Source organism: Sphingobacterium sp. CZ-UAM, from assembly GCF_002000245.1.
Lineage (GTDB): Bacteria > Bacteroidota > Bacteroidia > Sphingobacteriales > Sphingobacteriaceae > Sphingobacterium.
The window spans coordinates 123,460-148,950 of the sequence record NZ_MTCM01000003.1 but is presented as its reverse complement, the minus strand read 5'-3'; the positions used below and the strand labels follow the sequence as shown (position 1 = coordinate 148,950).

At 40.2% G+C, this 25,491-nt stretch carries 19 protein-coding genes; 13 read left to right on the top strand and 6 right to left on the bottom strand.

The genetic code is table 11. The annotated features are described in order from the left end of the window. Positions 1-7: 7 nt before the first annotated feature. Positions 8-628: an ankyrin repeat domain-containing protein gene (locus BWD42_RS14500; RefSeq protein WP_254846242.1), complete on the bottom strand. Its 621-nt coding sequence runs from the start codon at positions 626-628 to the stop codon at positions 8-10. A 250-nt stretch (positions 629-878) separates the two neighbouring features. Between BWD42_RS14500 and BWD42_RS14495 the strand changes: the two genes are divergently transcribed. The 3 genes from BWD42_RS14495 to BWD42_RS14485 all read left to right on the top strand — a co-directional run bounded on the left by BWD42_RS14495 (position 879) and on the right by BWD42_RS14485 (position 3,345). Beyond that, positions 879-1,241, top strand: a complete 363-nt coding sequence (locus BWD42_RS14495; protein WP_077437121.1) for an MmcQ/YjbR family DNA-binding protein — start codon at positions 879-881, stop codon at positions 1,239-1,241. Between the two features lie 146 nt (positions 1,242-1,387). Continuing rightward, positions 1,388-2,584, top strand: a complete 1,197-nt coding sequence (locus BWD42_RS14490) for a PCMD domain-containing protein (RefSeq protein WP_077437120.1) — start codon at positions 1,388-1,390, stop codon at positions 2,582-2,584. Continuing rightward, positions 2,584-3,345: a porin family protein gene (locus BWD42_RS14485; protein WP_077437119.1), complete on the top strand. Its 762-nt coding sequence runs from the start codon at positions 2,584-2,586 to the stop codon at positions 3,343-3,345. The genes BWD42_RS14490 and BWD42_RS14485 overlap by 1 nt, the downstream gene beginning before the upstream one ends. 80 nt (positions 3,346-3,425) lie before the next feature. Here BWD42_RS14485 and BWD42_RS14480 read toward each other — a convergent pair whose 3' ends face one another. Further along, a complete protein-coding gene (locus BWD42_RS14480; protein ID WP_077437118.1) occupies positions 3,426-4,388 on the bottom strand; it encodes an isopenicillin N synthase family dioxygenase in 963 nt (320 codons plus the stop codon). A 278-nt stretch (positions 4,389-4,666) separates the two neighbouring features. Between BWD42_RS14480 and BWD42_RS14475 the strand changes: the two genes are divergently transcribed. From BWD42_RS14475 to BWD42_RS14435, 9 genes are all read left to right on the top strand, one after another. Beyond that, on the top strand, positions 4,667-5,107 hold the full coding sequence (locus tag BWD42_RS14475) for a MarR family winged helix-turn-helix transcriptional regulator (protein WP_077437117.1): 441 nt from the start codon (positions 4,667-4,669) through the stop codon (positions 5,105-5,107). A 40-nt stretch (positions 5,108-5,147) separates the two neighbouring features. Further along, complete coding sequence (locus BWD42_RS14470) at positions 5,148-7,577, top strand: 3-hydroxyacyl-CoA dehydrogenase/enoyl-CoA hydratase family protein (RefSeq protein ID WP_077437116.1); 2,430 nt, start codon at positions 5,148-5,150, stop codon at positions 7,575-7,577. Positions 7,578-7,612: 35 nt separating this feature from the next. Further along, the gene (locus BWD42_RS14465) at positions 7,613-7,993 is read left to right on the top strand and encodes a four helix bundle protein (protein ID WP_077437115.1); all 381 of its coding nucleotides are present in this window, start codon (positions 7,613-7,615) and stop codon (positions 7,991-7,993) included. Positions 7,994-8,011: 18 nt separating this feature from the next. Further along, entirely contained in the window at positions 8,012-9,187 is a 1,176-nt protein-coding gene (locus BWD42_RS14460) for an acetyl-CoA C-acyltransferase (protein WP_077437114.1), read from the top strand. 135 nt (positions 9,188-9,322) lie between these two features. After that, positions 9,323-11,104 (top strand): acyl-CoA dehydrogenase family protein, encoded by a 1,782-nt coding sequence (locus BWD42_RS14455; protein WP_077437113.1) that lies wholly within the window; start codon positions 9,323-9,325, stop codon positions 11,102-11,104. Between the two features lie 121 nt (positions 11,105-11,225). Continuing rightward, positions 11,226-12,482: a YeiH family protein gene (locus BWD42_RS14450; RefSeq protein WP_077437112.1), complete on the top strand. Its 1,257-nt coding sequence runs from the start codon at positions 11,226-11,228 to the stop codon at positions 12,480-12,482. Positions 12,483-13,025: 543 nt separating this feature from the next. Further along, positions 13,026-15,623: a TonB-dependent receptor gene (locus BWD42_RS14445; RefSeq protein WP_077437111.1), complete on the top strand. Its 2,598-nt coding sequence runs from the start codon at positions 13,026-13,028 to the stop codon at positions 15,621-15,623. Positions 15,624-15,803: 180 nt separating this feature from the next. Then, on the top strand, positions 15,804-16,352 hold the full coding sequence (locus BWD42_RS14440; RefSeq protein ID WP_077437110.1) for an RNA polymerase sigma factor: 549 nt from the start codon (positions 15,804-15,806) through the stop codon (positions 16,350-16,352). Beyond that, positions 16,342-17,049 (top strand): hypothetical protein, encoded by a 708-nt coding sequence (locus BWD42_RS14435; RefSeq protein WP_175992068.1) that lies wholly within the window; start codon positions 16,342-16,344, stop codon positions 17,047-17,049. Before BWD42_RS14440 ends, BWD42_RS14435 begins: the two co-directional genes overlap by 11 nt. Positions 17,050-17,114: 65 nt before the next feature. Here the strand turns inward: BWD42_RS14435 and BWD42_RS14430 are convergent, their stop codons facing one another. Continuing rightward, complete coding sequence (locus BWD42_RS14430) at positions 17,115-20,288, bottom strand: TonB-dependent receptor (protein WP_139351168.1); 3,174 nt, start codon at positions 20,286-20,288, stop codon at positions 17,115-17,117. A gap of 365 nt (positions 20,289-20,653) precedes the next feature. Between BWD42_RS14430 and BWD42_RS14425 the strand changes: the two genes are divergently transcribed. Next, a complete protein-coding gene (locus BWD42_RS14425; protein WP_077437108.1) occupies positions 20,654-21,850 on the top strand; it encodes an ATP-binding protein in 1,197 nt (398 codons plus the stop codon). 611 nt (positions 21,851-22,461) lie between these two features. Here BWD42_RS14425 and BWD42_RS14420 read toward each other — a convergent pair. The 3 genes from BWD42_RS14420 to BWD42_RS14410 all read right to left on the bottom strand — a co-directional run bounded on the left by BWD42_RS14420 (position 22,462) and on the right by BWD42_RS14410 (position 25,312). Then, positions 22,462-23,025 carry a nitroreductase gene (locus BWD42_RS14420; protein WP_077437107.1) on the bottom strand — a complete coding sequence of 188 codons (564 nt, stop codon included), beginning with the start codon at positions 23,023-23,025 and terminating at the stop codon, positions 22,462-22,464. Positions 23,026-23,052: 27 nt separating this feature from the next. Then, positions 23,053-24,315, bottom strand: a complete 1,263-nt coding sequence (gene pepT / locus BWD42_RS14415; protein ID WP_077437106.1) for a peptidase T — start codon at positions 24,313-24,315, stop codon at positions 23,053-23,055. A gap of 163 nt (positions 24,316-24,478) precedes the next feature. Beyond that, positions 24,479-25,312 carry a DUF4197 domain-containing protein gene (locus BWD42_RS14410; RefSeq protein WP_139351167.1) on the bottom strand — a complete coding sequence of 278 codons (834 nt, stop codon included), beginning with the start codon at positions 25,310-25,312 and terminating at the stop codon, positions 24,479-24,481. Between the last annotated feature and the right edge of the window lie 179 nt (positions 25,313-25,491).

Sequence of the window (25,491 nt, the reverse complement as noted above, 5' to 3'; positions counted from 1 at the left end):
AGATTGCTTACTTGCTGCTTTTTGCTTCCAGTATAGTGACAATTTTATTAAACCCTCTTTTTCTGGCATGCTGTAGGGGTGTTACACCTTCGTTATCAGCTATATTTTTATCGCTGTTGGCGTCCAATAATATCTGGACAATTTCCACATATTTTTGACTGCCGTCTCCGAGTATGATAGCTTCTAATAGTGCGGTCCAGCCCAGTCTATTAATATGATCTATTGGGAAACCTTTTGTATTGGCCAATAGTCTTACCGTCTCCACATGACCACGTTCGCAGGCAGGAATAAGTGCCGTGCCATTGTATCGATTAAAAATTTTGAAATCGGCTCCGTGGTCGAGGTAAAGCTTAACTAGTTCAGTAAATCCTGAAGCACCGGCGTACAGAAAGGGGCTATTTAAAATATTGTTCTGCTGATTCACCTTCGCACCATATTGAAGAAGTAATTTGGCCATAGTCAGATCGTTTTTTTCTGTGGCGATCAACAACAGCGATTTTGAATCTTTACCTTTTTGGTTTGCATCAGCTCCTTTATCCAGTAGTTCCTTTACCGCGTTAATCTGCCCTTTGGAAACTGCTTCAACAATGCTGTTTTGGGCGAGATTGTCCTGATCTGTCTTGTCCATACTTTTGCATTGTACTGAAAGTGTTGATATAATGACGAGTAGCATTAGCTTAATATTTAAATTTCTCATGTTGACGAATGGCTTAATGATGGTTCTTGTTCATTTTGGTTTCTTTATATTCGCTTTTGATATACTACAAATTTAGGGGCAAACTAAGCGCTTGTTTTGTTAGATTTATATGGATTATTGTCAAATTTATATAAATCTAATTGTTAATGATCGAAGGTGAGTGTACTTAAATTAATAAGATATGAATATTGAAGAGCTAAGAGAGTATTGCCTGTCCATTGGGCCCGTTACAGAAGAGACCCCTTTTGGGCCCGATACGTTGGTATTTAAAGTAGGAGGCAAGATATTTTTATTGGTTGGACTAGATCAGGTCGATATACTACAATTTAATGTGAAATGTGATCCAGAGAAAGCAGTGGAACTCAGGGAAAGATATGATCAGACAGTATTTCCAGGATACCATATGAACAAAAAACACTGGAATACAGTCATTGCGAACCGGGAATTGAATGATCGGGCATTAGAAGAACTTGTGTTGCACAGTTATAGTCTGATTGTTGAAAGTTTGCCGATTAAAGTGAGACAGGAAATAAAAGGTAGTTAATATTCTTCTGAAATGTAAAGAATTAGTTGCTTAGCAGGAAAAGGTGATCGAAATGACTTTTCTTGGAGGCTAGAATGGTAGCTTTGTGATCATTTCAATGCGTAATCGAATGCATTGGGAATATATTTATACTAATACTATTTTTTATGAAACAAAGACGAATTTACCTTTGGGTAATTTGTTTTATGCTACTTTTTAGTCTTGGGAGTTGCATAAAGGAAGAAGCATTAAATATGGAGGCAGATATAGTCGGGATTCAAGCAGAGGAAGATATTTTTCTTCTGAACCCAGTGATTACGAATAATCAGGTCACCGTTTATCTTCAACCGAGTATTCATGATTTGACAAAGTTGAATATGAAGTTTGATTTAACTCCAGGTGCTTCTATTGAACTGTTACAAGATTCTTTGCAAATGCCGGCTGGTGAACAGGATGTTAATAAAGTCATAATAGATCAATTATTGAAGAACGGAGTATATTACAAAGTTATTTCACAAGATAAGCAGTTTGAAAAGAATTACCTCATTAAGTTAGTTAAAACAGATGGCGGTTTTGTGCCTACGGAATATGGGTTTGAAGATGTTTCAATTGATAAAGATGAGAAGTATACTGTTTTCTTTAATAAAATAGATGGTGAGGATTTTTACAACTGGGGCTCAGGAAACCCAAGCTTTTCACTTACTTTGAGTTTCGGTGGAGGTGTAAAGGAGCCAGAATCCTATCCAACGAAAACCACAGCAGATGCTCATTCTGGGGGAAAAGCGGCCTTATTAGAAACAAAACTCACCGGATCTTTTGGGGCCATGTTTAAAAAACCTATCGCAGCGGGGAATCTATTTATAGGATCTTTCGATACAGGCCCCGTATTGACGGATCCACTGTCTGCAACGCAATTTGGTCTTCCTTTCAATCAGATTCCTTTGGCTTTAGAGGGGTATTATAAGTATACTGCAGGAGCGAATGTAACGGATGAAAATCTAAAACCTGTTAATATGAAAGATTCATGTGATATATATGCGGTATTCTACAATCGAAAGAAATTAATGGCCTCCGAACCGGATCCTAAAAAAAGAGTATCGTATTTAACAGGACATAATATTTTGACAGATCCGAGTATCGTTGCTATTGCCCGACTAGAAAATGGCGGAGCTACAGCTGGTAATAACTTTGTAAAGTTTGTTTTACCATTTAAATACTCGGCGAAGGTGACGGAATCTGATGTTACCAATTTGGATTACAGTATTGCTATTGTGATGTCGTCAAGTAAATATGGCGATAATTTTATCGGTGCTGTTGGTAGTAAGTTGATCGTAGATGATCTCAAAATTGTAACCCAGAAATAATGAAAATTAGTATATATATAGTTTTATTAGCCGTAATGGCATCTATTTCAACGCTTGTAAACGCACAGGAAATAGATAGTAAGGATGATAGATTAGGTGTTCAGGTCATGTTGGGGACCAAGATAGGGGGAGCGGCTCCATTGTCTTTGCCGAGAGAAATTCGGAAGATTAAAAGCTACAGCCCGAACGTTCCGTTTTTTGTCGGGGCGAAAGCGAACTATCATATTGATTCCAAATGGGGGCTTGCCCTAGGCCTTACTTTTGAAGGTAAAGGAATGGATACTAAAGCGACAGTAAAAGGATATAAAACAACCTTTAACGCCGTCAATGATTCTAAAGACGAATTGAGAGGGTATTACACAGGAGATATAACCACTAAAGTACATAATCTTTATCTCTCTGTACCCATTCAGGCAACCTACCAGTTTTCAAGCCATTGGAATGTTCAAGCTGGTCCATATATTTCTTTTGCAGTAAAAAAAGAGTTTTATGGGGAAGCTTATAACGGATATCTACGACATGAGCAGCCTACCGGTGACAAGATTATTGTAGATAATGCAGATTATGATTTTAAAGAAAGTGTACGGAATATTGATGTTGGACTAAGTCTGGGTACTCAATATGCGGTCAATCGTAAATTTTTTGCATTGGCTCAACTTGACTATGGTTTCAATAATATTATGAAGAATGGATTTGAAAGTATCAGTTTCGGGTTGCATAATATCTTTATGAATGTAGGAGTTGGTTACAAACTGAAATAATTTAGCATGTTATCATAAAAAAAGCCGATCGGATGATCGGCTTTTTTTATGATAACATGCAATTAAGATGAATTTTGTTTTTACATTTTTAATCCGATCTCTCTCAATCTTTCATCCAAATATTCACCTGCGGTATAGTCTTCATAGGCCTTTGGATGAGCTGCGTCGATACAAGAGTCCAACGAAGCTAAACTCATAGAAGATTTTGGATGTAAAAAGAAAGGAATCGAAAAGCGGGAAGTACCCATTTTTTCACGCGGAGGATTGACTACACGGTGAGTTGTTGACTTAAGTTTGTTATTGGTCAAACGCTGTAGCATGTCTCCCACGTTGATGACAATGTCTTCTCCTTTTGCTTTGATCGGGAACCATTCTCCATCTTTTGTCAATACTTCTAGTCCATCTGCACTAGCGCCGATTAATAACGTAATTAGATTGATGTCTTCGTGAGCACCTGCGCGTACAGCATCAGGAGCCAAGGCATCCGGATCGGTAATTGGAAAATAATGGATCGCACGCAAGATAGAATTACCATTGATAACAAACTGCTCAAAATAATTTTCTTCGAGATCTAAGTAAGTAGCAATTGCTTTTAATAATTCGCGACCTGTGTCTTCTAGTTTTTTATATACTTCAGCTGTCACACTATTAAAACGAGGTATTTCTTCCACTTGAGGATTGTCAGGGAAGTCAGCTTTCGAATATTCTTCACCAACGATGGTTTGACCACGTTGCCAGAATTCTTTTAGATCTGGTGTTTTAGCATCTTTCGCTTTTTCTCTTCCCTTAGCAGTATATCCACGTTGACCCGCAAGCTCAGGAAATTCATACTTTTCTTTTGTTTCAGTTGGTAAACTAAAGAATTCTGGAACGACCTGATATAATTCCTCAATTAATTCTTTTGATAAACCATGGTTTGCTATCGTTACAAAGCCAGTTTCATTGAAAGCCTTGCCAATATCCTGAATGAATTGATTTCGTTGTTCTTGGGTTCCTTGTGTATAATGCAACAAGTCCAAGCGAGGTATGTTTACTAAAGCCATACGAAGTTGATGTTTGTTTAGGACAAATTTAACGCAATTAATTTTGAATATTACACATGGATTGTTAATAAAAGCTTTGTGTTTTTCTTTATTTAACTGTATTTCAGTTGTTAAAAGTTTTCCACATTGATGTTTTGGTCATAAAAATGCAAGAAATACTATTCTTAAGACACAGTGAACGATAATTCGTAAAAATTACATTTTCTACCTTGCTATTCTAATTCTTATCTATTATATTTGTTATGCAAGCATAATAATAAATCGCTTGTGATTACGCTATGGACCAAAATCAGACAATCGACTATTTTTTAAAAACAGGTTGGCAAACGATTGCCAATAAATATAATCAAATTGCCTCGCAGTATGGTTTTACTCAAGCTGCCGGTTATATTTTGATCAATATCCATAAAGAGGGTACTCCTGTTTCTCAGATTGCGAATTTGACGGGGGTTAAAACAACGAGTTTGTCTCGTGTGTTGAATAATCTAGAGTCCTTGGGGTTCATCTATCGGGAGACCAGTGAGACAGACAAACGTTCTGTGAAAGTGTATCTGACAGATTTGGGTCGCGAGAAAAGAAGGATAGCCAAGGATGTGGTGCGCAATTTTAATCAGTATCTCGCTGATAATTTTTCAGAAAATGAACGTGATCAATTGATAGCTTCTTTGGCTAAGCTCAATGAACTGGCGACCAATTATAAGGAAGAAGTGATCGTATAGAAATTAAACCAAATGTACGGATGTGCATGATAAATATGTTATGATGAACAGAAATATTAGAAAAGTGGCAGTTCTCGGTTCGGGTGTTATGGGCTCGCGAATTGCTTGTCATTTTGCTAACATTGGTGTCGAGGTTTTACTGTTGGATATCGTTCCCCGCGAACTGTTGCCGACAGAAGAAGCTAAGGGTCTGACGTTAGAGAGTAAAGCCGTTCGGGACCGGATTGTTAACAGTTCGTTAGAAACTGCATTAAAGACAAATCCTTCACCAATTTACAGCAAATCGTTTGTAAAACGTATTAAAACAGGAAATTTTGATGATAACCTCCAAGATATCGCGCAAGTAGACTGGATCATCGAAGTCGTTGTAGAGCGTTTGGATATTAAAAAATCTGTTTTTGACCGTGTTGAACAGTTCCGCAAACCGGGGACATTGATTACTTCCAATACTTCTGGTATTCCTATTCATCTCATGACAGAAGGACGTAGTGAAGATTTTAAAGATCATTTCTGCGGTACACACTTCTTCAATCCGCCGCGCTACCTGCCTTTATTGGAGGTCATTCCGACGCCGCATACTAAGCCAGAGGTTGTCGATTTCGTTCTTCATTTTGGCGATAAGATGCTGGGTAAGACAGTTGTGCTATGTAAAGATACCCCAGCATTTATCGGTAACCGGATTGGCGTTTATTCGATGTTGGCAGTGACTCATCTGGTCGAACCTTTGGGTTTGACAGTGGAGGAAGTGGATAAATATACAGGTCCGGCAATGGGACATCCGAAATCGGCTACTTTCCGTACTGCGGATGTTGTTGGTCTCGATACCTTGGTGAATGTAGCCAATGGCCTGGCTCAAAATGCGCCTGAAGATGAAGCAAAAGGTGTCTTCCAGCTTCCGGCCTTTATCAGTAAAATGGTTGAAAATAAATGGCTGGGTGAAAAAACAAAAAAAGGATTTTATGAAAAGGTAAAAGCCGCCGATGGTAATTCTGAAATCCTTTCCTTGAATCTTAAAACATTAACGTTCGGTTCTCAGCAAAAAGTTAAATCTTCCACGCTAGAGTCGACCAAGCCAGTCGAAGATATCCGTAAACGGATGAAAGTCTATGAACAGGGAACAGATAAAGCGGCGGAACTGTTCCGTGCGATGCATTATCCCTTGTTTGAATATGTTTCACGCCGTGTCCCTGAAATCACAGACGATTTCTTCCGTATTGATGATGCCATGCGTGCCGGATTTGGATGGGAGTTAGGGCCTTTTGAAGTGTGGGATGCTTTAGGTGTGCGTGAGACCCTGGCTAGGATCAAAGCTGAAGAGAAACGTTTGCCAGGGCAGAATGGTGAAGTGGCGCCTTGGGTACACGAAATGCTGGATGCCGGGCATGAATCTTTCTATAAAATAGAAAATGGCGTTCGCCATTATTATGATATTGCATCCAAGTCGTATAAAGCTATTCCTGGAACAGAGGATTTGATCGTATTGGATCATATCCGTGAAAGCAAAACCATCTGGAAAAATACAGGAGTTTCTATTATTGATCTCGGTGATGGAATCATCAATTGTGAGTTTCACACCAAAATGAATACCATCGGTGGTGATGTAATTCAGGGCTTGAATAAAGCGATAGATCTTGCTGAAAAAGAATACCGTGGATTGGTTGTTTCCAATGATGGAAAGAATTTTTCTGCAGGAGCCAATATCGGAATGATTTTCATGATGGCTGTGGAGCAGGATTTTGATGAGTTAAATATGGCTGTTCGAGCCTTTCAAAACACATCCATGCGCTTGCGTTATTCATCCATTCCTGTTGTTGTAGCGCCGTTTCAGATGACCTTAGGCGGAGGCTGCGAGTTTTCGATGCATGCAGATTTTGTGCAGGCCCACGCCGAAACCTATATGGGCTTAGTGGAACTGGGGGTAGGTGTTATCCCTGGTGGTGGCGGAACTAAGGAATTTGCATTGCGTGCTTCAGAAGAATTTAAAGATGGCCAAATCGTTCAGAATACCTTAAAGGACAAATTCCTGACCATTGGCCAGGCGAAAGTCTCGACTTCTGCTTATGAGGGCTATGAACTGGGGTATCTACAAAAAGATAAGTTTGCGATTACGATGAACCGCGCGCGTTTACTTGCTGATGCAAAGGCGAAAGCACTTGAACTTGCGGACGAAGGATATGTGCAACCAGCTCCACGAAACGATATCAAAGTGTTGGGTAATCAAGGTTTAGGTATTGTGTATGTAGGTGCATCTTCGATGCGTGAAGGAAATTATATCTCCGACTATGACCGGAAGATTTCGGAAAAATTGGGTTGGGTGATGTGTGGTGGTAATCTGTCATCTCCAACGGAAGTGTCCGAACAGTACTTGTTGGATCTTGAGCGCAAGACATTCCTCGAACTCTGTGCAGAACGTAAAACACTTGAAAGAATTCAATACATGTTGACAAAAGGAAAGCCTTTACGGAATTAGGATAGACAATAGTATTTAGTACATAGTATTTAGATATGCATAATTATAAGGAATTAATACTTTGGCAAAAATCTATTACGTTGGTATCTGATGTATATAGAGCTACATCTATTTTCCCAGACCGTGAACGATTTAATCTCATTTCACAAATAAATAGAGCTGCTGTATCAATTCCTTCAAATATTGCTGAGGGAGCAGGAAGAAATTCGGATAAAGAGTTTGTTCAGTTTTTGGCAATAGCGCATGCGTCTACATATGAAGTCGAAACACAGTTAATAATATCAAAAAATTTAGGTTATTTATCAGAAGAGGATTTAGAGGGTCTTTTGGAAAAGCTGGAGGAATTACAGAAAATGAACTATATTTTTCAACAAAAGCTATTGCTTAAGGTCAAGAATCTAACTACTAATATCTAACTACTAATATCTCAAATAATGGAAGCATACATAGTAGCAGGATTTCGTACAGCAGTAGGTAAAGCGCCTCGAGGAGGATTTCGCTTTATGCGGGCTGATGATTTAGCATCAGATGTGATTAAACATCTTGTGTCCACTGTGCCAAATTTAAATAAAGAAGATATAGATGATGTCATCGTGGGTAATGCGATGCCTGAGGCTGAGCAGGGTCTTAATATGGCACGTTTTATTTCCCTGATGGGTCTAGATACAGATAAAGTGCCAGGCGTTACAGTCAATCGCTATTGTGCATCTGGATTGGAGACGATTGCTACAGCGGTAGCAAAGATCAAGGCCGGTATGGCAGATGTTATTATTGCCGGTGGTGTTGAAGTGATGTCCGGCATGCCCTTTGGCGGCTGGAAAATTGTGCCGAATCCTGTTGTTGCCAAAGAGCATCCTGACTGGTACTGGGGGATGGGACTGACTGCGGAGGCCGTTGCCAAGGATTACAATGTCTCCCGTGAAGATCAAGACGCCTTTGCGCTTAAATCCAATCAAAAAGCTGTAGCCGCTATTCAGAATGGTCATCTAAAAGATGGTATTGTGCCAATCACAGTCAAGGAGAACTATCTGAAAGATGGGAAGATCGCAACACGTGAATATGTTGTGGATACCGATGAAGGGCCTCGTGCAGATACATCCTTGGACGCTTTGGGTAAGTTGAAGCCTGTCTTTGCTGCTAATGGTTCAGTAACAGCCGGAAACTCCTCCCAAACATCTGATGGTGCCGCATTTGTGCTGGTTATGTCAGAGGCTAAAGTGAAGGAGCTGGGGATAAAACCCATCGCCAAACTGATTAGTTTTGCTGTTGCGGGCGTGCCACCACGGGTCATGGGAATCGGACCAATCTATGCGATACCTAAAGCATTGAAACAGGCAGGACTTAAAAAAGAAGATATTGATTTGTTTGAATTGAATGAAGCTTTTGCATCCCAATCTTTGGCTGTAATTCGTGAACTTGAGCTTGACGAAGAAAAAGTCAATGTCAATGGCGGGGCGATTGCTTTAGGGCATCCGCTAGGTTGTACAGGAGCGAAATTGACCGTGCAGGTTTTGCATGAATTGAAACGTCGTGGTAAAAAATATGGTATGGTGACGATGTGTGTAGGGACAGGTCAGGGTGCGGCTGGTATTTTTGAACTATTGGACTAAGGAGCAGGCCTAAAAAAATAATCGGATAAAAAATATTATTCGCGGGTCGTATAGCGAATAAAAGTATTAAAAAATAGTGTAAATCGGAGCAGTCAATAACCAGCTGTTGGATTACACCACAAATCTAAATTAACAATGAGCGAAAATAAAGCAATCAAAGGCGGTGAGTTCGTAATCAAAGAGACTCCCTATACAGCTATTTTTATCCCAGAGGAATTTGATGAAGAGGCGAAAATGATTCGCCAGACCTGTTTGGATTTCCTAGAAACGGAAGTGTTAAATAAGCTTGACCGTATTGACGCACAAGAAGAAGGATTGATGCCTAGTTTGATGGATAAAGCTGGGGAATTAGGCATGCTGGGCGTATCGATCCCGGAGGAATACGGTGGGTTTGGCAAGAATTTCAATACCTCGATGCTTGTTGCAGATGCTGTAGGTGGTGGATTCTCTTTTGCAGTAGCTTTGTCTGCACATACGGGTATCGGTACTTTACCTATTCTTTATTATGGTAATGCGGAACAAAAGGCAAAATATATTCCTAAGCTTGCAACTGGCGAATGGAAGGCTTCCTATTGTCTGACAGAACCAAATGCTGGATCAGATGCCAATTCAGGCCGTACTTCTGCAAAACTAAATGCTGAGGGAACCCATTATCTGATCAATGGCCAGAAAATGTGGATTACTAATGGCGGGTTTGCAGATATCTTTATTGTTTTTGCAAAAATCGATAACGACAAAAACCTGACCGCATTTATTGTCGAAAAAGATTTCGGCGGGATCACGATGAACCCCGAGGAACACAAGTTGGGGATTAAGGGATCTTCCACACGTCAGATTTTCTTTAATGACTGTGCCGTTCCGGTTGAAAATATGCTTTCCGAGCGTGAGAATGGATTTAAGATTGCCGTAAATATCCTGAATATCGGAAGGATCAAGTTAGGTGCTGCGACAAATGGTTCAGCTCGTATGGTCATCAATCATGCCGTCCAATATGCCAATGAACGTGTGCAGTTTAACTTGCCGATTTCTAAGTTTGGTGCTATTCGATACAAACTGGCAGAGATGGCGACACGTTTATTTGCTGTGGAGTCAGCATCCTATCGTGCCGGCCAAAATATTGATGATGCGTATGATGCATTGATTGCAGGCGGGATGGATGAAGCAAAGGCCAAATTGAAATCCGTGGAACAATTTGCGATCGAGTGCGCTATTATCAAAGTATGGTGTTCAGAGATGCTGGATTATGTAGTGGATGAAGGTGTGCAGATCTATGGCGGAATGGGATATTCAGCCGATGCGCCGATGGAGCGCGCTTACCGTGATTCACGGATCAACCGGATCTTCGAAGGTACCAATGAGGTGAATAGGTTGCTTGTCGTAGATATGCTGTTAAAACGGGCAATGAAAGGTGAACTGGATCTGATGGGACCTGCACAGGCGGTGGCAAGCGAGCTGTTGGCCATCCCTGACTTTGGAGAAGAAGATGATGTGCCATTCGCCGCTGAGAAGAAAATTATCGCCAACCTCAAGAAAGCAGGTTTACTCATTGCCGGAGCTGCGGTTCAGAAGCTGATGATGTCACTTTCAAAGGAAGAAGAGATCCTGATGAATATCGCAGATATTATCGGTTACGTATACATCGCAGAATCCGTTCTGTTACGCGCAGAGAAGCTTGTGCATAGCGGTTCCGAAAAAGCACCATATGCGACCGATATGGCGAAGATCTACTTATATGGCGCGATTGATAAAATCAATGCTGCGGGTAAAGAAGCCCTGTATTCCTTTGGTGAAGGTGATGAATTGAATATGATGCTAGTTGGGTTACGCAGATTCACCAAAGCACAGCCATTTAATATCAAAGATGCACGCCAGCGGATTGCAAAAAAATTAATAGAAGAAAATAAGTATTGTTTTTGATTGATAATGATTATTGGTTTTGGTTGTGTGGCCGAAGAGAAATCTTCGGCCATTTTTGTGTTACAATAACGAAAAGTAGCTGCAATTATATTAAATTTAGCCTTTTAATACCAACCGTTATATGACATCGTCAAGATCATTTGCATTTACAGAAGACTGGGTAGTCGTCATTTTGGGGCTCGCTACCATTTTTTTAGCACTTTCAGGTATTTTTGCGCCTGTACCTAATTTTTCCTGGGGTAATTCTTCCGAACTGGTTTCCGCAATTTTTGATCCGGCCAATCTCAACAAGATTTTTCAGCAGTTTGTCTTCGTCTTTGTGACAGGTATCCTAGGTGCATTTTTGCTCGGTAAATCCGTTAAACATCTGCTTATCGTATTTCCGGTGGTGTTTATTCTGACGGTATTCGCGCTGATATTAGCAGGTAATTCGACAGTGAAAGAATATAATCTTGAGGCGGTTATTTTTAGTTTGATTATCGGTTTGGTCATTAGCAATTGTTTTAAGCTGCCTACCTGGTTTAAGGAAGCCTTGAGTACCGAACTGTATGTCAAGATTGGATTGATTCTATTAGGTACCACCGTTATCTTTGGCGATATCCTTAAAGCGGGCTCGCTGGGTCTTATTCAGGCTTTGGCAGTTGTATTGTCAGTATGGTATTTTGCTTTTTGGCTTTGTAAAAAATTGAAGATAGACAAGGAGATGTCCCTGATGTTGTCCAGTGCAGTTTCTATTTGCGGTGTTTCAGCAGCTATCGCCACTTCAGGAGCCATTAAAGGTGATAGCAAAAAACTCTCTTATGTAATTTCCCTGGTGTTGATCACTGCAATTCCAATGATGATTTTTATGCCCTATATGGCTGAATGGATGGGCTTATCACAGGAGGTGACCGGTGCATGGTTGGGAGGTAGTATCGATACAACGGGAGCAGTTGTTGCTTCCGGTTCTCTGGTGGGGGAGGAAGCTCTCAAGATTAGTACAATTGTCAAATTCTCGCAAAATGTATTGCTGGGACTAGCGGCATTTGCGATCAGCATTTATTGGACCTATGCAAAATCCGTTGATGAGGAAACGAAAAGAGATAAACCGACACTAAAGATCATCTGGGAACGCTTCCCTAAATTTGTGCTTGGATTTGTATTTGCCTCACTATTATTTTCCTTTGTAATTTCTCCTGAAAAAATTGATGCTGTCAAAGGTAGTCTGAAAAATCTGCAGGGACTCTGGTTTACCTTAGCATTTACTTCGATCGGTCTGGAAACAAATTTCAAAGACCTTTTTGTACAAGATAATAAGAAACCCCTTTATGCATTTTTAATTGCGCAGACCTTTAATATCGTAGTGACTTTGTTGATCGCATTGCTGCTGTTCCGATAATTAATTGGTAAGTATATGGGCTGAATACTTTCGAAGCTAATAACATTCTAGAAAAAGTCTGCCACCCTTGGCGGACTTTTTCGTGTCAGATGTACGGCTGGCGGTTGAAGTAATTTGTTGTAAATAACCTATTTAGTAGCTTTAAAAGCTTGTTATTTAGCTGGTAAGAAGATTTACAGAAAAAATATTTATAAAATCTATCAAATTAGTAGTCTTTTAAAAAATATTTCTATATTTGTACTGTTATCCTGATTTACAGTGGGTCATGAAGGGATACCTGAAAAATGAATATACTTAATTATGGAAAGAATGAAACAAGATTACTTTTTAAAAACAAGCTTACAGAAGACTTCATTGGAAGTAGCTTTTATTACTTTCGGAAATAGTGGAAAACGAATGTGTTGTTAAAATTTCTCTCTTACACTCTCTTATATTAGAAAAGGGAAGCCGAGGCTTCCCTTTTTAAAACAAAGTTTTAACAATGAAACAAGTATCGATTGGCGTTGGCACTTGTTTATTTTCACTATTAAACTGAATAAATTTATGAAAAAAAATGCTATTTTTCGAATTAGCGTCATTTTTAGCTTGCTTTTAGCGGCTTCTTATCAGACTTATGCACAGGTAGAAAATCCTAAACCTATTATAAATGCTTCATTAACAGGGACTGTCGTTGATGCGGTCACAAAAGAGCCTTTACAAGGTGTAACCGTGCAGCTTGAAGCGGTTACCCATCAGGTGAAGACGGATAGCAAGGGCGTATTCCAGTTTGTTACAGGGCAAAAACTGCCTTTTACACTTATTGTGTCCATCGTAGGTTATCAAACACGGCGCGTTGTCGTGGATCAATCGCCTACCCTGATTGAACTTAGCCCACGTTTGGAAGCCTTAGATCAGGTAGTAGTGACTGCCCGTAGGCGCAAAGAGCAATTGCAGGATGTGCCAATTCCTGTTTCTATCATCCGTGGAGCAGCATTGGAAGATGCCGGAGCTTTTAACGTCAACAGGTTGAAAGAGCTTGTTCCCACAGTACAATTGTATTCTTCCAATGCTCGAAATACCACATTGAATATTCGCGGCCTCGGGTCAACTTACGGTCTTACCAATGATGGTATAGATCCAGGTGTCGGATTCTATCTTGATGGTGTTTATATTGCACGTCCCGCTGCAACTTGGTTAGACTTTATTGATATTGATCAGATCGAAGTATTGCGGGGGCCGCAAGGGACACTTTTTGGTAAAAATACCACGGCCGGCGCCTTTAATATTACTTCACGGCTGCCCCAATTTACACCTGAGGCTAATGTTGAAGTGAGTTATGGCAACCAAGGTTTTATTCAGGCAAAAACATCCATCTCTGGGCCATTGACCAAGAATCTTGCTGCTCGTGCCTCATTTTCAGGCACACAGCGGGATGGCAATCTGTTCAATGTTCATACCAATAGAAAAATCAATGATATCAATAATCTTGGATTCAGAGGACAATTGTTGTTTACGCCAACGGAAAATATCAAACTTGTGCTCTCAGGTGACGTCTCTTCTCAAAAGCCTGATGGTTACGGCTGGGCAGTTGCCGGTGTTGTCAAAACCCAACGGGCTGATTATCGGCAGTTTGATGCTATTGTCAAAGATTTAGGCTATGAGCTACCTTACAAAAGTGCTTTTGAACGTAAGATCGACCTCGATACACAATCCAAAGCGGAAAATAAATTAGGTGGTGTTGCCCTGAATGCTGATATTAAGATTGGTGAAGGTACATTGACATCAACCTCCGCCTGGCGAAAATGGACGTGGGTGCCCCTCAATGACCGGGATTATTTAGGTCTTCCTGTTTACACAGTTTCTGCTGGTAATTCGGTCCATAACCAATGGTCTCAGGAATTTAGATATTCGGGCAAAATCAGTGAAAAAGTAAGTGGTGTTGTTGGTTTATTTGGTCTGTGGCAGGATCTGGGTACTGATCCCGTACATACTGAGGAAACGGGTTCCGCATTTTGGCGTTTCCAAAAAAATTCGACCAGTGCGCTGTGGGAAACTCCAGGGTTATTTGACAATTTCGGCATTAAGACGGTTTACGGTATCAAAAGCACGAGCCTCGCTGCCTATACCCAGATTGACTGGGAGGTGACGTCAAAACTTCATATCTTACCAGGCTTACGTTATAATTACGATAAAAAGAAAGCGAACTATGACCGGCAAACCTACGGTGGGTTACAAACCTCTGACCCAGCTTTGCTTGCGCTCAAAAATGGTGTTTATACCAATCAGACTTTTGATGTAAATGCGGATGCAGATAATTTTTCGGGACAACTTTCTGCGAAATACCGTTTCAATCCCAAAATCAATGCTTATGCTACCTATTCCATCAGCTATAAGCCGATTGGAATTAATGTGGGCGGATTGCCGACGGCAAATGGTGCTGTGCTGCTGGATTTAGCAGAAGTGAAACCAGAGGCGGTACGCCATAAAGAATTGGGCGTAAAAACTAACCCAACACGCAACACGATTCTGAATCTATCGGTTTATCAGACAGATATCAAAGATTATCAAACCCAGGTACAGACACCTGAACCAGGAGTAAATCGTGGCTACTTGGCCAATGCTGAAAAAGTACGTGTCAAAGGGGTGGAGCTCGATGGGAGCATTAATGTTGGACAGTTTCTGCGTCTGAATGGTGCACTGGCCTATACGGATGCTAAATACGTAAAATTTACAAATGCGCCGGTTCCGCTCGAGGAAGTTGGTGGTCCTCAGGCCTTCAAAGATATTTCAGGCGGAGTTCTTCCGGGAGTTTCTAAGTGGTCTTGGTCTTTAGGCGGAGAAATCAATCAGAGTGGTAAATTGATTGGTATCAATGGATCCTACTTTCTAGGTACTGATCTTTTCCATCGTTCCAAATTCTCTTCAAGTTCATCCCCGTCAAAGTATCTGAATATAGATGCTTATACTTTGCTGAATGCGCGTTTGGGCTTTAGGGGATCGAATGGTGTTTCAGTTTTTGTGTGGAGCAGAAATCTGACAAACAAAGATTATTATGAGCAGCTGCTCACGGCCCCCGGTAGTTATGGTCAATATGCTGGAGTCGTAGCTGATCCCAGAACCTATGGCGTAACGGTGCGGTACAATTGGAAACAGGGGAATTAAATCCGTAATTCATAAATATATTTTCATTGGCCGTCTCTAATTTATTTAGGGACGGTTTTTTTGTGCCCGAAGCAAGTAATTTGTTTAATGGTAATTTTATTGATGATTATTTGCACCCGCTACTTGCTTTATTTATGGAAAACCGTATCTTAATTCATCATTAAGGTGAAAGATTTGCGCATGAACGAAAAAGAGCTATTACAACATTATAAAACAACAGGAGACCTGTCTGCGCTGGGGAAATTATATTCGCCTTACATGTCCCTGCTTTATGGTGTGTGCTTCAAGTATTTGCAAGATCCCGATCGTAGTCAGGATGCGGTTATGCAGATTTTTGAAGAACTCATTCAGAAGCTGCGCCATTACGAAGTTGACAATTTTAAAAGTTGGTTGCACGTATACAGTAAGAATTATTGCTTGATGCAATTGCGTAAAGATAAACGTACGACGCAAGTAGATATTGAAGATAATTTGTTTGAAAGTGAACAAAAGCTCAATAACAGTGAGGAGGCAAAATGGGAAGAAAGGGATTTTGAGCGATTAGAAGGTTGTATGGAAACCTTAAACCAGGAACAGAAAGAATGTGTACGTTTGTTTTATCTCGAACAAAAGTGCTATAAAGATATTGCAGATTTAACGGGGTATGACCTGAATAAAGTCAAGAGTGCTATCCAGAATGGGAAGCGCAATTTGAAGATCTGTATGGAAAGGAAAGAAAATGGAAAATAATTATCAATTATCGCGAATTCATAATTACATCCATGGCCTGATGAGTAAAGAGGAAATGTTTCAACTGGAAAAGGAAGCATTAGAAGATCCTTTTTTACAGGATGCCATTGATGGATATCGATTGCAGAATGGTGTGGATGCGAGACAGTTAAGTTTGTTGCAACAAAGACTTAACCGTCGGGTCGAGCATACAATAGCGACGAGACACGCGCAATATTATACCTGGCAGCGTTTGGCCGTAGGTGCGGCAGCCGGAGTTTTGTTTGTTGCATTGTTGGCACTTCTATATTTTAAACATTTTGATGGTAAGGCTGAGCGGACAACAGATGTCACATTGAGTGAACCAGAAAATAGGGTGGCTATTGAGCCACTGTTGGATGGTGGAGATGCTACACCGCTTGGTGGATGGAAAGCCTATGAGCAATATTTAAATGATCAGGTAAAGGATGCTGGAAAAGGGGGGGAGATTATTGTTAGTTTCAAGATTGGTAAAGGCGGATTGCCAGAGCAGATTCGCGCGGAAGGAACACCTGAGCAAGCGCTCGTCGACGAGGCTATACGACTTCTTCACTCTGGCGGTAAGTGGCAGGGAACAAAAGGTCGTCTGAAGATTTCTTTTCCTCTGAAGGAGCTGAAAAATTCCATCCAGTCGAATATTATCAAACCACCGCATTGTTTTGGAATAGAAAAGAAATAATTTTAAAAAAGTACGCCATTTCTATATAGAAATGGCGTGCTTTTTTAAAAGAACTTTCTCATTGCTTAAAATGCGTACCGCAAGCCGAGCTGTATTTGATAAGGATTACCATTTAAATTGGATACACCTACACCTGAGCTCATGTTGTAAATATATTGTTGATTAGTAGCATCAAAGCTTTTAATAGCATATAGATTTTGTTTGCCTAAGTTATGCCCTACACCCCAGCTTTTTTTGAGCAGGTTAGCTACATTGAAGATATCCACCGAAGCTTCAATACCATGTTTTTTGTATATTTTTACGTTTTTGGCCAAATGCAGATCGAATACACCATAGAAACCGTTGATACCACCATTCCGTTCAGCTATACGTCCTAGGTTTCCATTGATATAGTTTTTAATGCTCTGTTCCGCATTTGGATCATCCAAGATTGCTTGAATACCATTCTTGATATATTCTGGTGTATTCGAACTATTAGGATCGTAGACAAAGGCAAGATCATTGGAGTTTACAAAGTCACCGTTTACATTGCCATTTACTGCCAAGGAATAGCGGGAGCCTGCAATTCCGCTAAAGCGTAATCCCATAGATACACCCCATAGTGAAGGCATGGTTCCATAGAAAACAACCTTATGACGGAATTGATTATCTGAATATGCCATTGTAGTCAAGTCGCGCGGATCGTCTTTGACCATTAGGGAGAGCGTAGCGGTATTGGCAACATTACCATTATACGAGGTGTTATCTTTGGTATCATTCCAGGTATAGGACATTGTGATTTGTCCATCCTTGTAGTAACGATAGGTTCCGTCCAATACAAAAGTGTACGAATCATTTTTTCCATCACTGTTCATTTCCAATACCCGGCCTACCTGTTTGGTTTTACGGCTATTGGTCCAGTTGGCAGCACCGTTTGTTGTATTGATACTGGATGCGGGAACATATACCCCACGGTTGCCCTCGGCAGTCAACCTAAAATAAGGATCCTCCACCATGTTGCGATCTACATACATATAGTTGTTGCGGCCCCAAGTACCATAAGCACTTAAACCAACGCGTAGCGAAGGCGAGAAAAAGTGATTGACAGAAATGTTGGCTTTATATACAGTCGGTACCTTAACGTCCTTACTGTTCATATTGATTGTAACAAGCTTTTCGATCTTTGGATTGTCCAATAACTCACGCCCAGGGGCGCTATCCGGATCCTTGCGATATCCGGGGAAATTGGGTTTGGGAATTAATGTAGGATCCGTGATGTCTACCCCTGCAATTCGAGAACCATCAAACAACATATTGTTTAACATAGAATATGGGTTGAGTGCCGAACCAAATATACCAGCTCCAAAACGGATGATATTTTTCTTCTCTTCATTGATATCCCAGTTGAATTGCACACGTGGTTGTATTTGAAAAGTGTTGATCCCATTGTCGGTTGAAAGACCTAGTTCGTCATAGACCGTCTGATTGAATGTAGCTTTCTTGAGGTATTTCGTGTTGTCCATGCGTAGGCCACCGACAACATCTAAACCTCGTGCAATCTTTGCCTCCATCTGCCCATAGACTCCTATAGCCAGATTGTTAACCAACGTATTTTCCTTGTCAGTCATATAGACATCACGGGCATAACGATAAGGAGTTAGGTTATTGAAGTTTTGTAAACCAGTAAAATAAAAGCGACCGTTCATTTCACTTCCATAACGAAAATCCATGTTGGTATACATGATATCTGCACCAAAAGTATATTTGATCTTATCTGTATTATAGTATAGGTTATTGACCAACTGTAGCATATTGCCATTGAACCATTCTGGTGAAAAGCGTTGACCACCGAGTTGGATAGAATTGTTGTATTTATTTGTGCCATCTACTGATTGAATGGATTCGACGATTGCACGGGGAATACTGTGTGACTGGTCAAATCCATCAACATTATGCTGTGCTTCAGAGCGTTCATAAAAATGCTGGATCTTTAAATCATTGGTCACGCTAGAATTGATCGAGGTACGCAAAGAAGCCATAAGGCTATTGTTTATATACTTTCTGTTAGTGTACGATTCGAAAGCATTAATACCCGTATTATCCCCTTCTTGTTGGTTGTCCGAATCGTAGACAAAGTTATTACGGACAGTCAATAAGTTTTTTTCATTCAATTGCCAATCAATTCGGGCGAATGCAGCATCAGTCTTTTTCTTTTTATCAAAAGAACCAAAGAGACGGTCGGCACTAGCACCATATTTACCTATGGCAATTTGCGTAAACTCATCTAAAGTAGTCTGAGTTACTTTATAACGCGCAATATCCGCTGTTGTTTGAATGTCAGCGATATGAAGTGGACGGGTATCCATTTGGCGGTCCCAAGTGACGAAGAAATGGGCTTTATCCTTGATGATCGGCCCGCCAAGGGAGAAACCATATTGGTAAGTTGAGAATTTTTGTTTTCTCGGAGTTCCGTTCAGGTTGTATTTGCTCGAAAGCCAGCCCGCACGGGCAAAAGTGAATGCACTTCCAGTTAGCGTATTTGTTCCTGATTTGGTTACAGTGGTAATACTCCCGCCGCCACTACGACCAAAAGTAACGTCATAGTCATTGGTTACAACTTTGAATTCCCGAATAGCCTCCATGGAGATCGAATAGGCTCCACCGCTGTTTCCTCCAGCTACAGTACTTCTGGAGTTCATACCGTCTACCGTGAAATTTGTGGAAGAAGCGCGCTGTCCCGCCAGGTTCGTATTACTGCTGACAGGTGATAAGTCAATTAAAGAAGAAAAATTTCGTCCATTGACGGGCATTTTTTTGAGATCGTTGGCAGTAATAGCGGTCGATGCGCCTAGTGTTTTGATCTTGTTTTTTAAATCGCCTGCTGCCCCTTGAACGACTACTTCATCCAATTTATTCTCGGCGGAAGTTAAGGTAAAATCTACATTGAGTTCATCGCCATAGCTCAACTTATAATCGGTCTTTTTTTGTTCCGAGTAGCCAACATGGTTTACAGCTATTGTATATGGCGAGCCTAACGGTAATTGTTGGAAAGTGTAGACACCATTCTGATTGGTTAATGTTGTCTGTTTAAAGCCCGTCGATTCATTTTTAACGGACACTGACGTACCTTTCACGGGTCCATTGCTATCTGTGATCCGGCCGGTAATTGTTGCTTCAGTCCCCTGGGCCCAAGTGTTATTTGGAATTTGAAGGAATGTAATAATGGTTAAGAGCATTAACCAAATGATGTTTCTTTGCATGATAAGTTTTCGTTTTCGTTGATCAGTTGTTTGTCACAAGTATGTTGCGAAATTATCGCTGCAAGATTGTTAAATGGTTAAGATTCTGTTATTAAATATTTAAAAAAAGCTGCTGTGTTAACACAATACTATCATAAGATATCTTCAGTGGAGAAGCAAAAATTGTAAAGTGAGGAAAAGCCAATGCAGTTTTATGTATTGGAGCAGTATTACGGCAGCAAGTTCTTTATAGGGAATATAATCGCGGTTTGTTTATTTTACTGAACGATATTTGTTTATTTTGTTTAATGTGATGAACAATTTTGTCTATTTTTGTATTGTATACTAAACAAAAAACATTTTAAACAAAAAATAAACAATATGCCATGGAAGAACTAATCCAACAATTTCAACGACGTATACAGTTTGTTAATATGGATTTTGTACGAAATATAATGTACCAAATTAACTGGTCTGCTCGCTTAATTGGAATCAAAGGGGCGAGGGGAATCGGTAAGACAACGTTATTACTACAATACATTAAGCTGAATTTGTTAGATCGATTAGACGAAGTGCTTTATGTCAGTTTGGATACGGTTTGGTTTAATAATAGATCTTTGTTGGATTTAGTTTATGAATTTGATCAAAAAGGAGGAAAGTATCTGTTTTTGGATGAAGTACATAAATATGAGGGCTGGGCACAATTATTAAAAAATATTTATGATGACTACCCTGAGATGAAGATTGTCTTCACAGGGTCCTCGCTTTTAGAGATACTCAATGCACGTGCCGATCTAAGTCGTAGAGCAATCGTTTACAAGATGCAGGGATTTTCTTTTCGGGAATTTCTCTCATTGGAAACAAAAGCTACTTTTCCTGTGTTTACTTTGGATCAACTTCTGCAAGAACATAATAAGCTGGCTTATGAGATCAATGATCTGGTCAAACCTTTTCAGTATTTCGAAAAATATCTGACCTATGGTTATTATCCTTATTACCAAGAGCAGCTTGATTTATATGCGATGCGCGTAATGGAGGTCATCAGCATGATTGTGGAGATCGAATTGCCACTTTTACGTAATGTAGATATCGCCTATGTTACGAAGATTAAGCAATTACTCGTGATCATCGCTGGATCTGTCCCTTTTGTTCCTAATGTGAGTAAGCTTAGCGAAAAAATTGGAATTAGCCGGACGACTTTGTTGTCTTACCTACACTATTTGGATGAAATTGGCTTGACACATAACCTTTATAAGGTGGGTGAAGGAATAAGTCAGCTACAAAAGCCTTCAAAGATTTTTCTTGAAAACACTAATCTTTCTTTTTTATTTGCACATGAAAATGTTAACCGTGGAAATCTAAGAGAAACGTTTTTTGTCAATCAACTCGTATTCCAACACCAGGTCAACTTCACAGATCAAGGAGATTTTATTGTAGATGAAAAGTACACATTTGAGATAGGAGGGAGGAATAAACCCAATAAACAAATTCAAGGGATAGAAAATGCCTATATCGCGGCAGATGATATTGAATTTGGTCATCAAAATAAGGTTCCGTTATGGCTGTTTGGCTTTTTATATTAATGGCATATTAACATGTATATTCGATGAAAATGGGATGAAATCATGTTCAAAGTGCTTTAAACCTATGTTTTTAAGGTGAGTATACACTTACTGTTGGGATCAACGTTTTGATCAAACGCATTCAGCATTTCATCAAATGACCTAACAGATAAACCAAATGATCTTACTGTCTGTTCAAATGAGTATCCTGTTGAGCTAACGCTGAACTTGTTTGGACAAAAGCTTAATGCAGTTGGAGTATCGCTGCTATCAAATCTATAAAAGAAGATTTACTTTGAGGGAAATATAACCAAGGTCAAGACAAATGCTCTTAAGTTTGGTCCAAATGAGTATCCTGTTGAACTAAGACTAAACTTGTTTGGACAAAAGATTAATTCATTTAGGTCATCGCTGATCTTGATTACTTTGATAACAAGATCATTTGGAGTAACAGTGCTTATATTTAAGATAAATGAAGCCTAAAAACTGCTGCGGGCTCCTGATATTATACCAGATTACACACTATCTAATCTTTTTCTCTAAAGTGTAATCGAGGATTATAGTACCTGTGGTTAAAAAGAGACAAAGCGGTCCAAAGAGAATATTGAACCGCTTTGTGTGCATTTGAAGATTTACTCTTCCCAACGGATTTTTTCTTCGATAGGGGTACGCACCGGTTCGCGCGCATCCGACTCATGATGTCCTAGGTAAAATAGGCCGATACATTTTTGATTCTCTTCCAGATTAAGGAAGCTGCCCAGATGATTGATCAGACCCGGTGTAGCCCAGTAACCGCCTAAATTCAAGGAGTGTGCAGCAAGCCACATATTTTCTACAGCGGCAGCAGTACAGGCAAGTTCTTCCCATTCTGGTACTTCGCCCGTATAATTAACAATCAGCGCAATCGCAACATTTGACTGTGTTGCTTTTTTGCCCATGGTAATTTCAGTTGCTTCCGTGTATTTTTCTGCAGGTGTAACCGATTTATAGATGCGAGATAGTTCAGCTCCCAAACGTTGAAGTCCTTCTTTGCGGAAGATGACAAAACGCCAAGGCTGTGTCCGTTTATGTGTTGGAGCAGCATTGGCTGCTTCTAAAATGCTAAGGATATCCTCTTTGCTGACTTCTTCTTCGGTAAAAGAAGCTTGAAAGACCGATCTTCTGTAGTGTATTGCTTTTAAAACGTCGTTTTTCATTAAAAATATGTTGATTTTAGAATGTATTTATGCTTTTTCTTCCCATAAAGATACAACATGCAAAATTGTTTTGACCGCTTTTTCCATATCTTGTACAGATACCCATTCCTGTTTGCCATGAAACGCGTGTCCTCCCGCGAAAATATTAGGACATGGGAGACCCATAAATGAAAGACGTGAACCGTCGGTACCACCTCGGATACTTCTTCTTTCCGCGACCATACCTGCTCTTGTGATCGCTTCCATACCGATCTCCATGATTTCTGGATGTTGATCCAAGACTTCTTTCATGTTGCGGTATTGCTCTTTTACTGTGAATGTATAGGTACAATTTGGATAACGCGCAACGATAGATTTTGCTATCGCTTCCAGTTCATCTTCGTGTTTTTTGAGATTAGAAGTCAGGTGGTCGCGAACGATAAACTGAATTTCAGCCTTCTCCACGGATCCACTGATATTTACCGGATGCACAAATCCATCTTTTTTATTGGTGCTTTCAGGAGAGAGTCTGTCTTTTGGCAGGGCATCTATGACCGCACTGGCGATTTTTATCGCACTCTGCATTTTTCCTTTCGCAAAGCCAGGATGTACTGAGACGCCGTGGATGGTCAACGTTGCTCCATCTGCCGAGAATGTTTCATCTTCGATTGTGCCCGCTTTTTCACCATCCATGGTGTAGGCAAAGTCTGCTGCCAGGCGCTTTAGGTCTGCTTTATCAACACCACGGCCGATCTCTTCGTCTGGCGTGAATAAAATCTTGATATCACCATGTTTAATCTCCGGATGTTTCATCAATAGACGTGCTGCATCCATGATTTCAGCTATACCAGCCTTATCATCAGCGCCTAAAAGCGTTGTTCCGCTGGCTGTAATCACATCATTTCCGATCTGGTTGGCCAGGTCAGGATGTTCTGCATACCTGATTACTATGCTGGTATCATCCGGAAGCACCAAATCTTGTCCTTGGTAATTAGGGTGTACCAATGGTTTTACATCTTTGCCCGAAGAATCCGGAGACGTGTCCATATGCGAGCAGAAACAGATAACCGGAACTTTCTTGGAAGTATTTGAAGGAATGGTCGCATAAATGTAACCATTTTCATCCATAGCGGCATCTGAAATGCCCAATGATAAGAGTTCCTCTACCAATAATTTGCCCAGATTTTTCTGTTTTTCGGTAGATGGACATGTTGGTGAATTGACATCAGATTGCGTATCAATCTGTACGTAACGTTGAAATCTTTCCGAAACTGAAAAGTCATTTATGTTATTAATCTCAAATGTACTCATGCTAATCGCCTTAATGTGATAAGGGTGACCAAATTTACAAATTCTAATGGGCTTCGACCAAAAACAAACAAGACTTGTCAATAAACTGACAAGTCTTGTTTATAAGATCTAATGTTTAGCTCAAGTCCTGTACTTTTCTATGGACTAATAACCCTTGTTTAGTTTATTTTTTCTCATCTGCGTAGCCAAATACTTTTTGCAAAATATTTGTATTTCTACTTCCGCCGATATTGTTTCTGATTTTTGATTCCTGATCAGCTACCTTAATAAACAAACCATCGATCGCTTTTTGCGTAACATAAGCGGTGAGATTTGTTTCCACCTTATTCCCTAGAGGTAAATTATTATAGGCTGAAGTCAATTGCGTCCAATATTGGTCTACATTATTTACACCCATCGCGGATTGAATGACCGGACTGAACTTGCTCGTCAATTCGGCCGATGTATTTGTTTTGAAAAAAGTCGTTGCAGCATCTTGTTTACTGCCCAATAGAATATTGGTCGCATCAGTGATAGTCATTTTAGATAATGCGTTTACAAATACCGGAGCGGCTTCTTTTACAGCGCCTTCAGCGGCTCTGTTCATGCTCTGAATAAATTGGTCACAAAGCTTGCCCATACCCACAGCGCGGAGTGTTTTTTCTACTTTTTGTGCCTCCGCAGGCATCAAAATCCTTACCGCTGCATCACCTAAGAAACCATCTTTTTTTGCCAGCGACTCAATACTGATATTAAGACCATTGCTTAAAGCCTGTTTGATACCCAATGAAGCATCCTTGCTTGACAAGGAAGTCAATACGTTTGATTTGGTCGAACTTGAACCGGAGACTGGGGTACCGGTTGCGGGCGGATTTGTATTGCTTGTGCTGTCGGTTTGACTTTGGTTTACCTTATTCAGCGCATCGTTGATCTTTTTAAAAATTTGCGCTTCACTTTTGTTGGAACATAAAAGCCCCGAAACAAATAGGGTACAATATAGTAATGGAAATTTCATCATGATATGTTTTGCTGTCAAAATTAAGGATATCGACTGTTAATTTTTCTAAAAGTTTAAATCGTGGGCTGTTCTTCCCATTAGATTGTCCAAATCCGTAGCAGATGCGCCACAATAGCGCTTTGACCAGCACCATGTATTGTCACAATACCTTTGTTTTTTGGGATATCCCAAATTAAAAA

Excerpts from the sequence above, each read along its gene's own strand:
- BWD42_RS14500 (WP_254846242.1), bottom strand. The coding sequence starts at position 628 with ATGGACAAGACAGATCAGGACAATCTCGCCCAAAACAGCATTGTTGAA.
- BWD42_RS14450 (WP_077437112.1), top strand. The coding sequence starts at position 11,226 with ATGACATCGTCAAGATCATTTGCATTTACAGAAGACTGGGTAGTCGTC.
- BWD42_RS14435 (WP_175992068.1), top strand. The coding sequence starts at position 16,342 with ATGGAAAATAATTATCAATTATCGCGAATTCATAATTACATCCATGGC.
- BWD42_RS14470 (WP_077437116.1), top strand. The coding sequence starts at position 5,148 with ATGATGAACAGAAATATTAGAAAAGTGGCAGTTCTCGGTTCGGGTGTT.
- BWD42_RS14425 (WP_077437108.1), top strand. The coding sequence starts at position 20,654 with ATGGAAGAACTAATCCAACAATTTCAACGACGTATACAGTTTGTTAAT.
- BWD42_RS14495 (WP_077437121.1), top strand. The coding sequence starts at position 879 with ATGAATATTGAAGAGCTAAGAGAGTATTGCCTGTCCATTGGGCCCGTT.
- BWD42_RS14460 (WP_077437114.1), top strand. The coding sequence starts at position 8,012 with ATGGAAGCATACATAGTAGCAGGATTTCGTACAGCAGTAGGTAAAGCG.
- BWD42_RS14485 (WP_077437119.1), top strand. The coding sequence starts at position 2,584 with ATGAAAATTAGTATATATATAGTTTTATTAGCCGTAATGGCATCTATT.
- BWD42_RS14430 (WP_139351168.1), bottom strand. The coding sequence starts at position 20,288 with ATGCAAAGAAACATCATTTGGTTAATGCTCTTAACCATTATTACATTC.
- BWD42_RS14420 (WP_077437107.1), bottom strand. The coding sequence starts at position 23,025 with ATGAAAAACGACGTTTTAAAAGCAATACACTACAGAAGATCGGTCTTT.
- BWD42_RS14480 (WP_077437118.1), bottom strand. The coding sequence starts at position 4,388 with ATGGCTTTAGTAAACATACCTCGCTTGGACTTGTTGCATTATACACAA.
- BWD42_RS14445 (WP_077437111.1), top strand. The coding sequence starts at position 13,026 with ATGAAAAAAAATGCTATTTTTCGAATTAGCGTCATTTTTAGCTTGCTT.
- BWD42_RS14455 (WP_077437113.1), top strand. The coding sequence starts at position 9,323 with ATGAGCGAAAATAAAGCAATCAAAGGCGGTGAGTTCGTAATCAAAGAG.
- BWD42_RS14410 (WP_139351167.1), bottom strand. The coding sequence starts at position 25,312 with ATGATGAAATTTCCATTACTATATTGTACCCTATTTGTTTCGGGGCTT.
- pepT (WP_077437106.1), bottom strand. The coding sequence starts at position 24,315 with ATGAGTACATTTGAGATTAATAACATAAATGACTTTTCAGTTTCGGAA.
- BWD42_RS14440 (WP_077437110.1), top strand. The coding sequence starts at position 15,804 with ATGAACGAAAAAGAGCTATTACAACATTATAAAACAACAGGAGACCTG.
- BWD42_RS14475 (WP_077437117.1), top strand. The coding sequence starts at position 4,667 with ATGGACCAAAATCAGACAATCGACTATTTTTTAAAAACAGGTTGGCAA.
- BWD42_RS14490 (WP_077437120.1), top strand. The coding sequence starts at position 1,388 with ATGAAACAAAGACGAATTTACCTTTGGGTAATTTGTTTTATGCTACTT.
- BWD42_RS14465 (WP_077437115.1), top strand. The coding sequence starts at position 7,613 with ATGCATAATTATAAGGAATTAATACTTTGGCAAAAATCTATTACGTTG.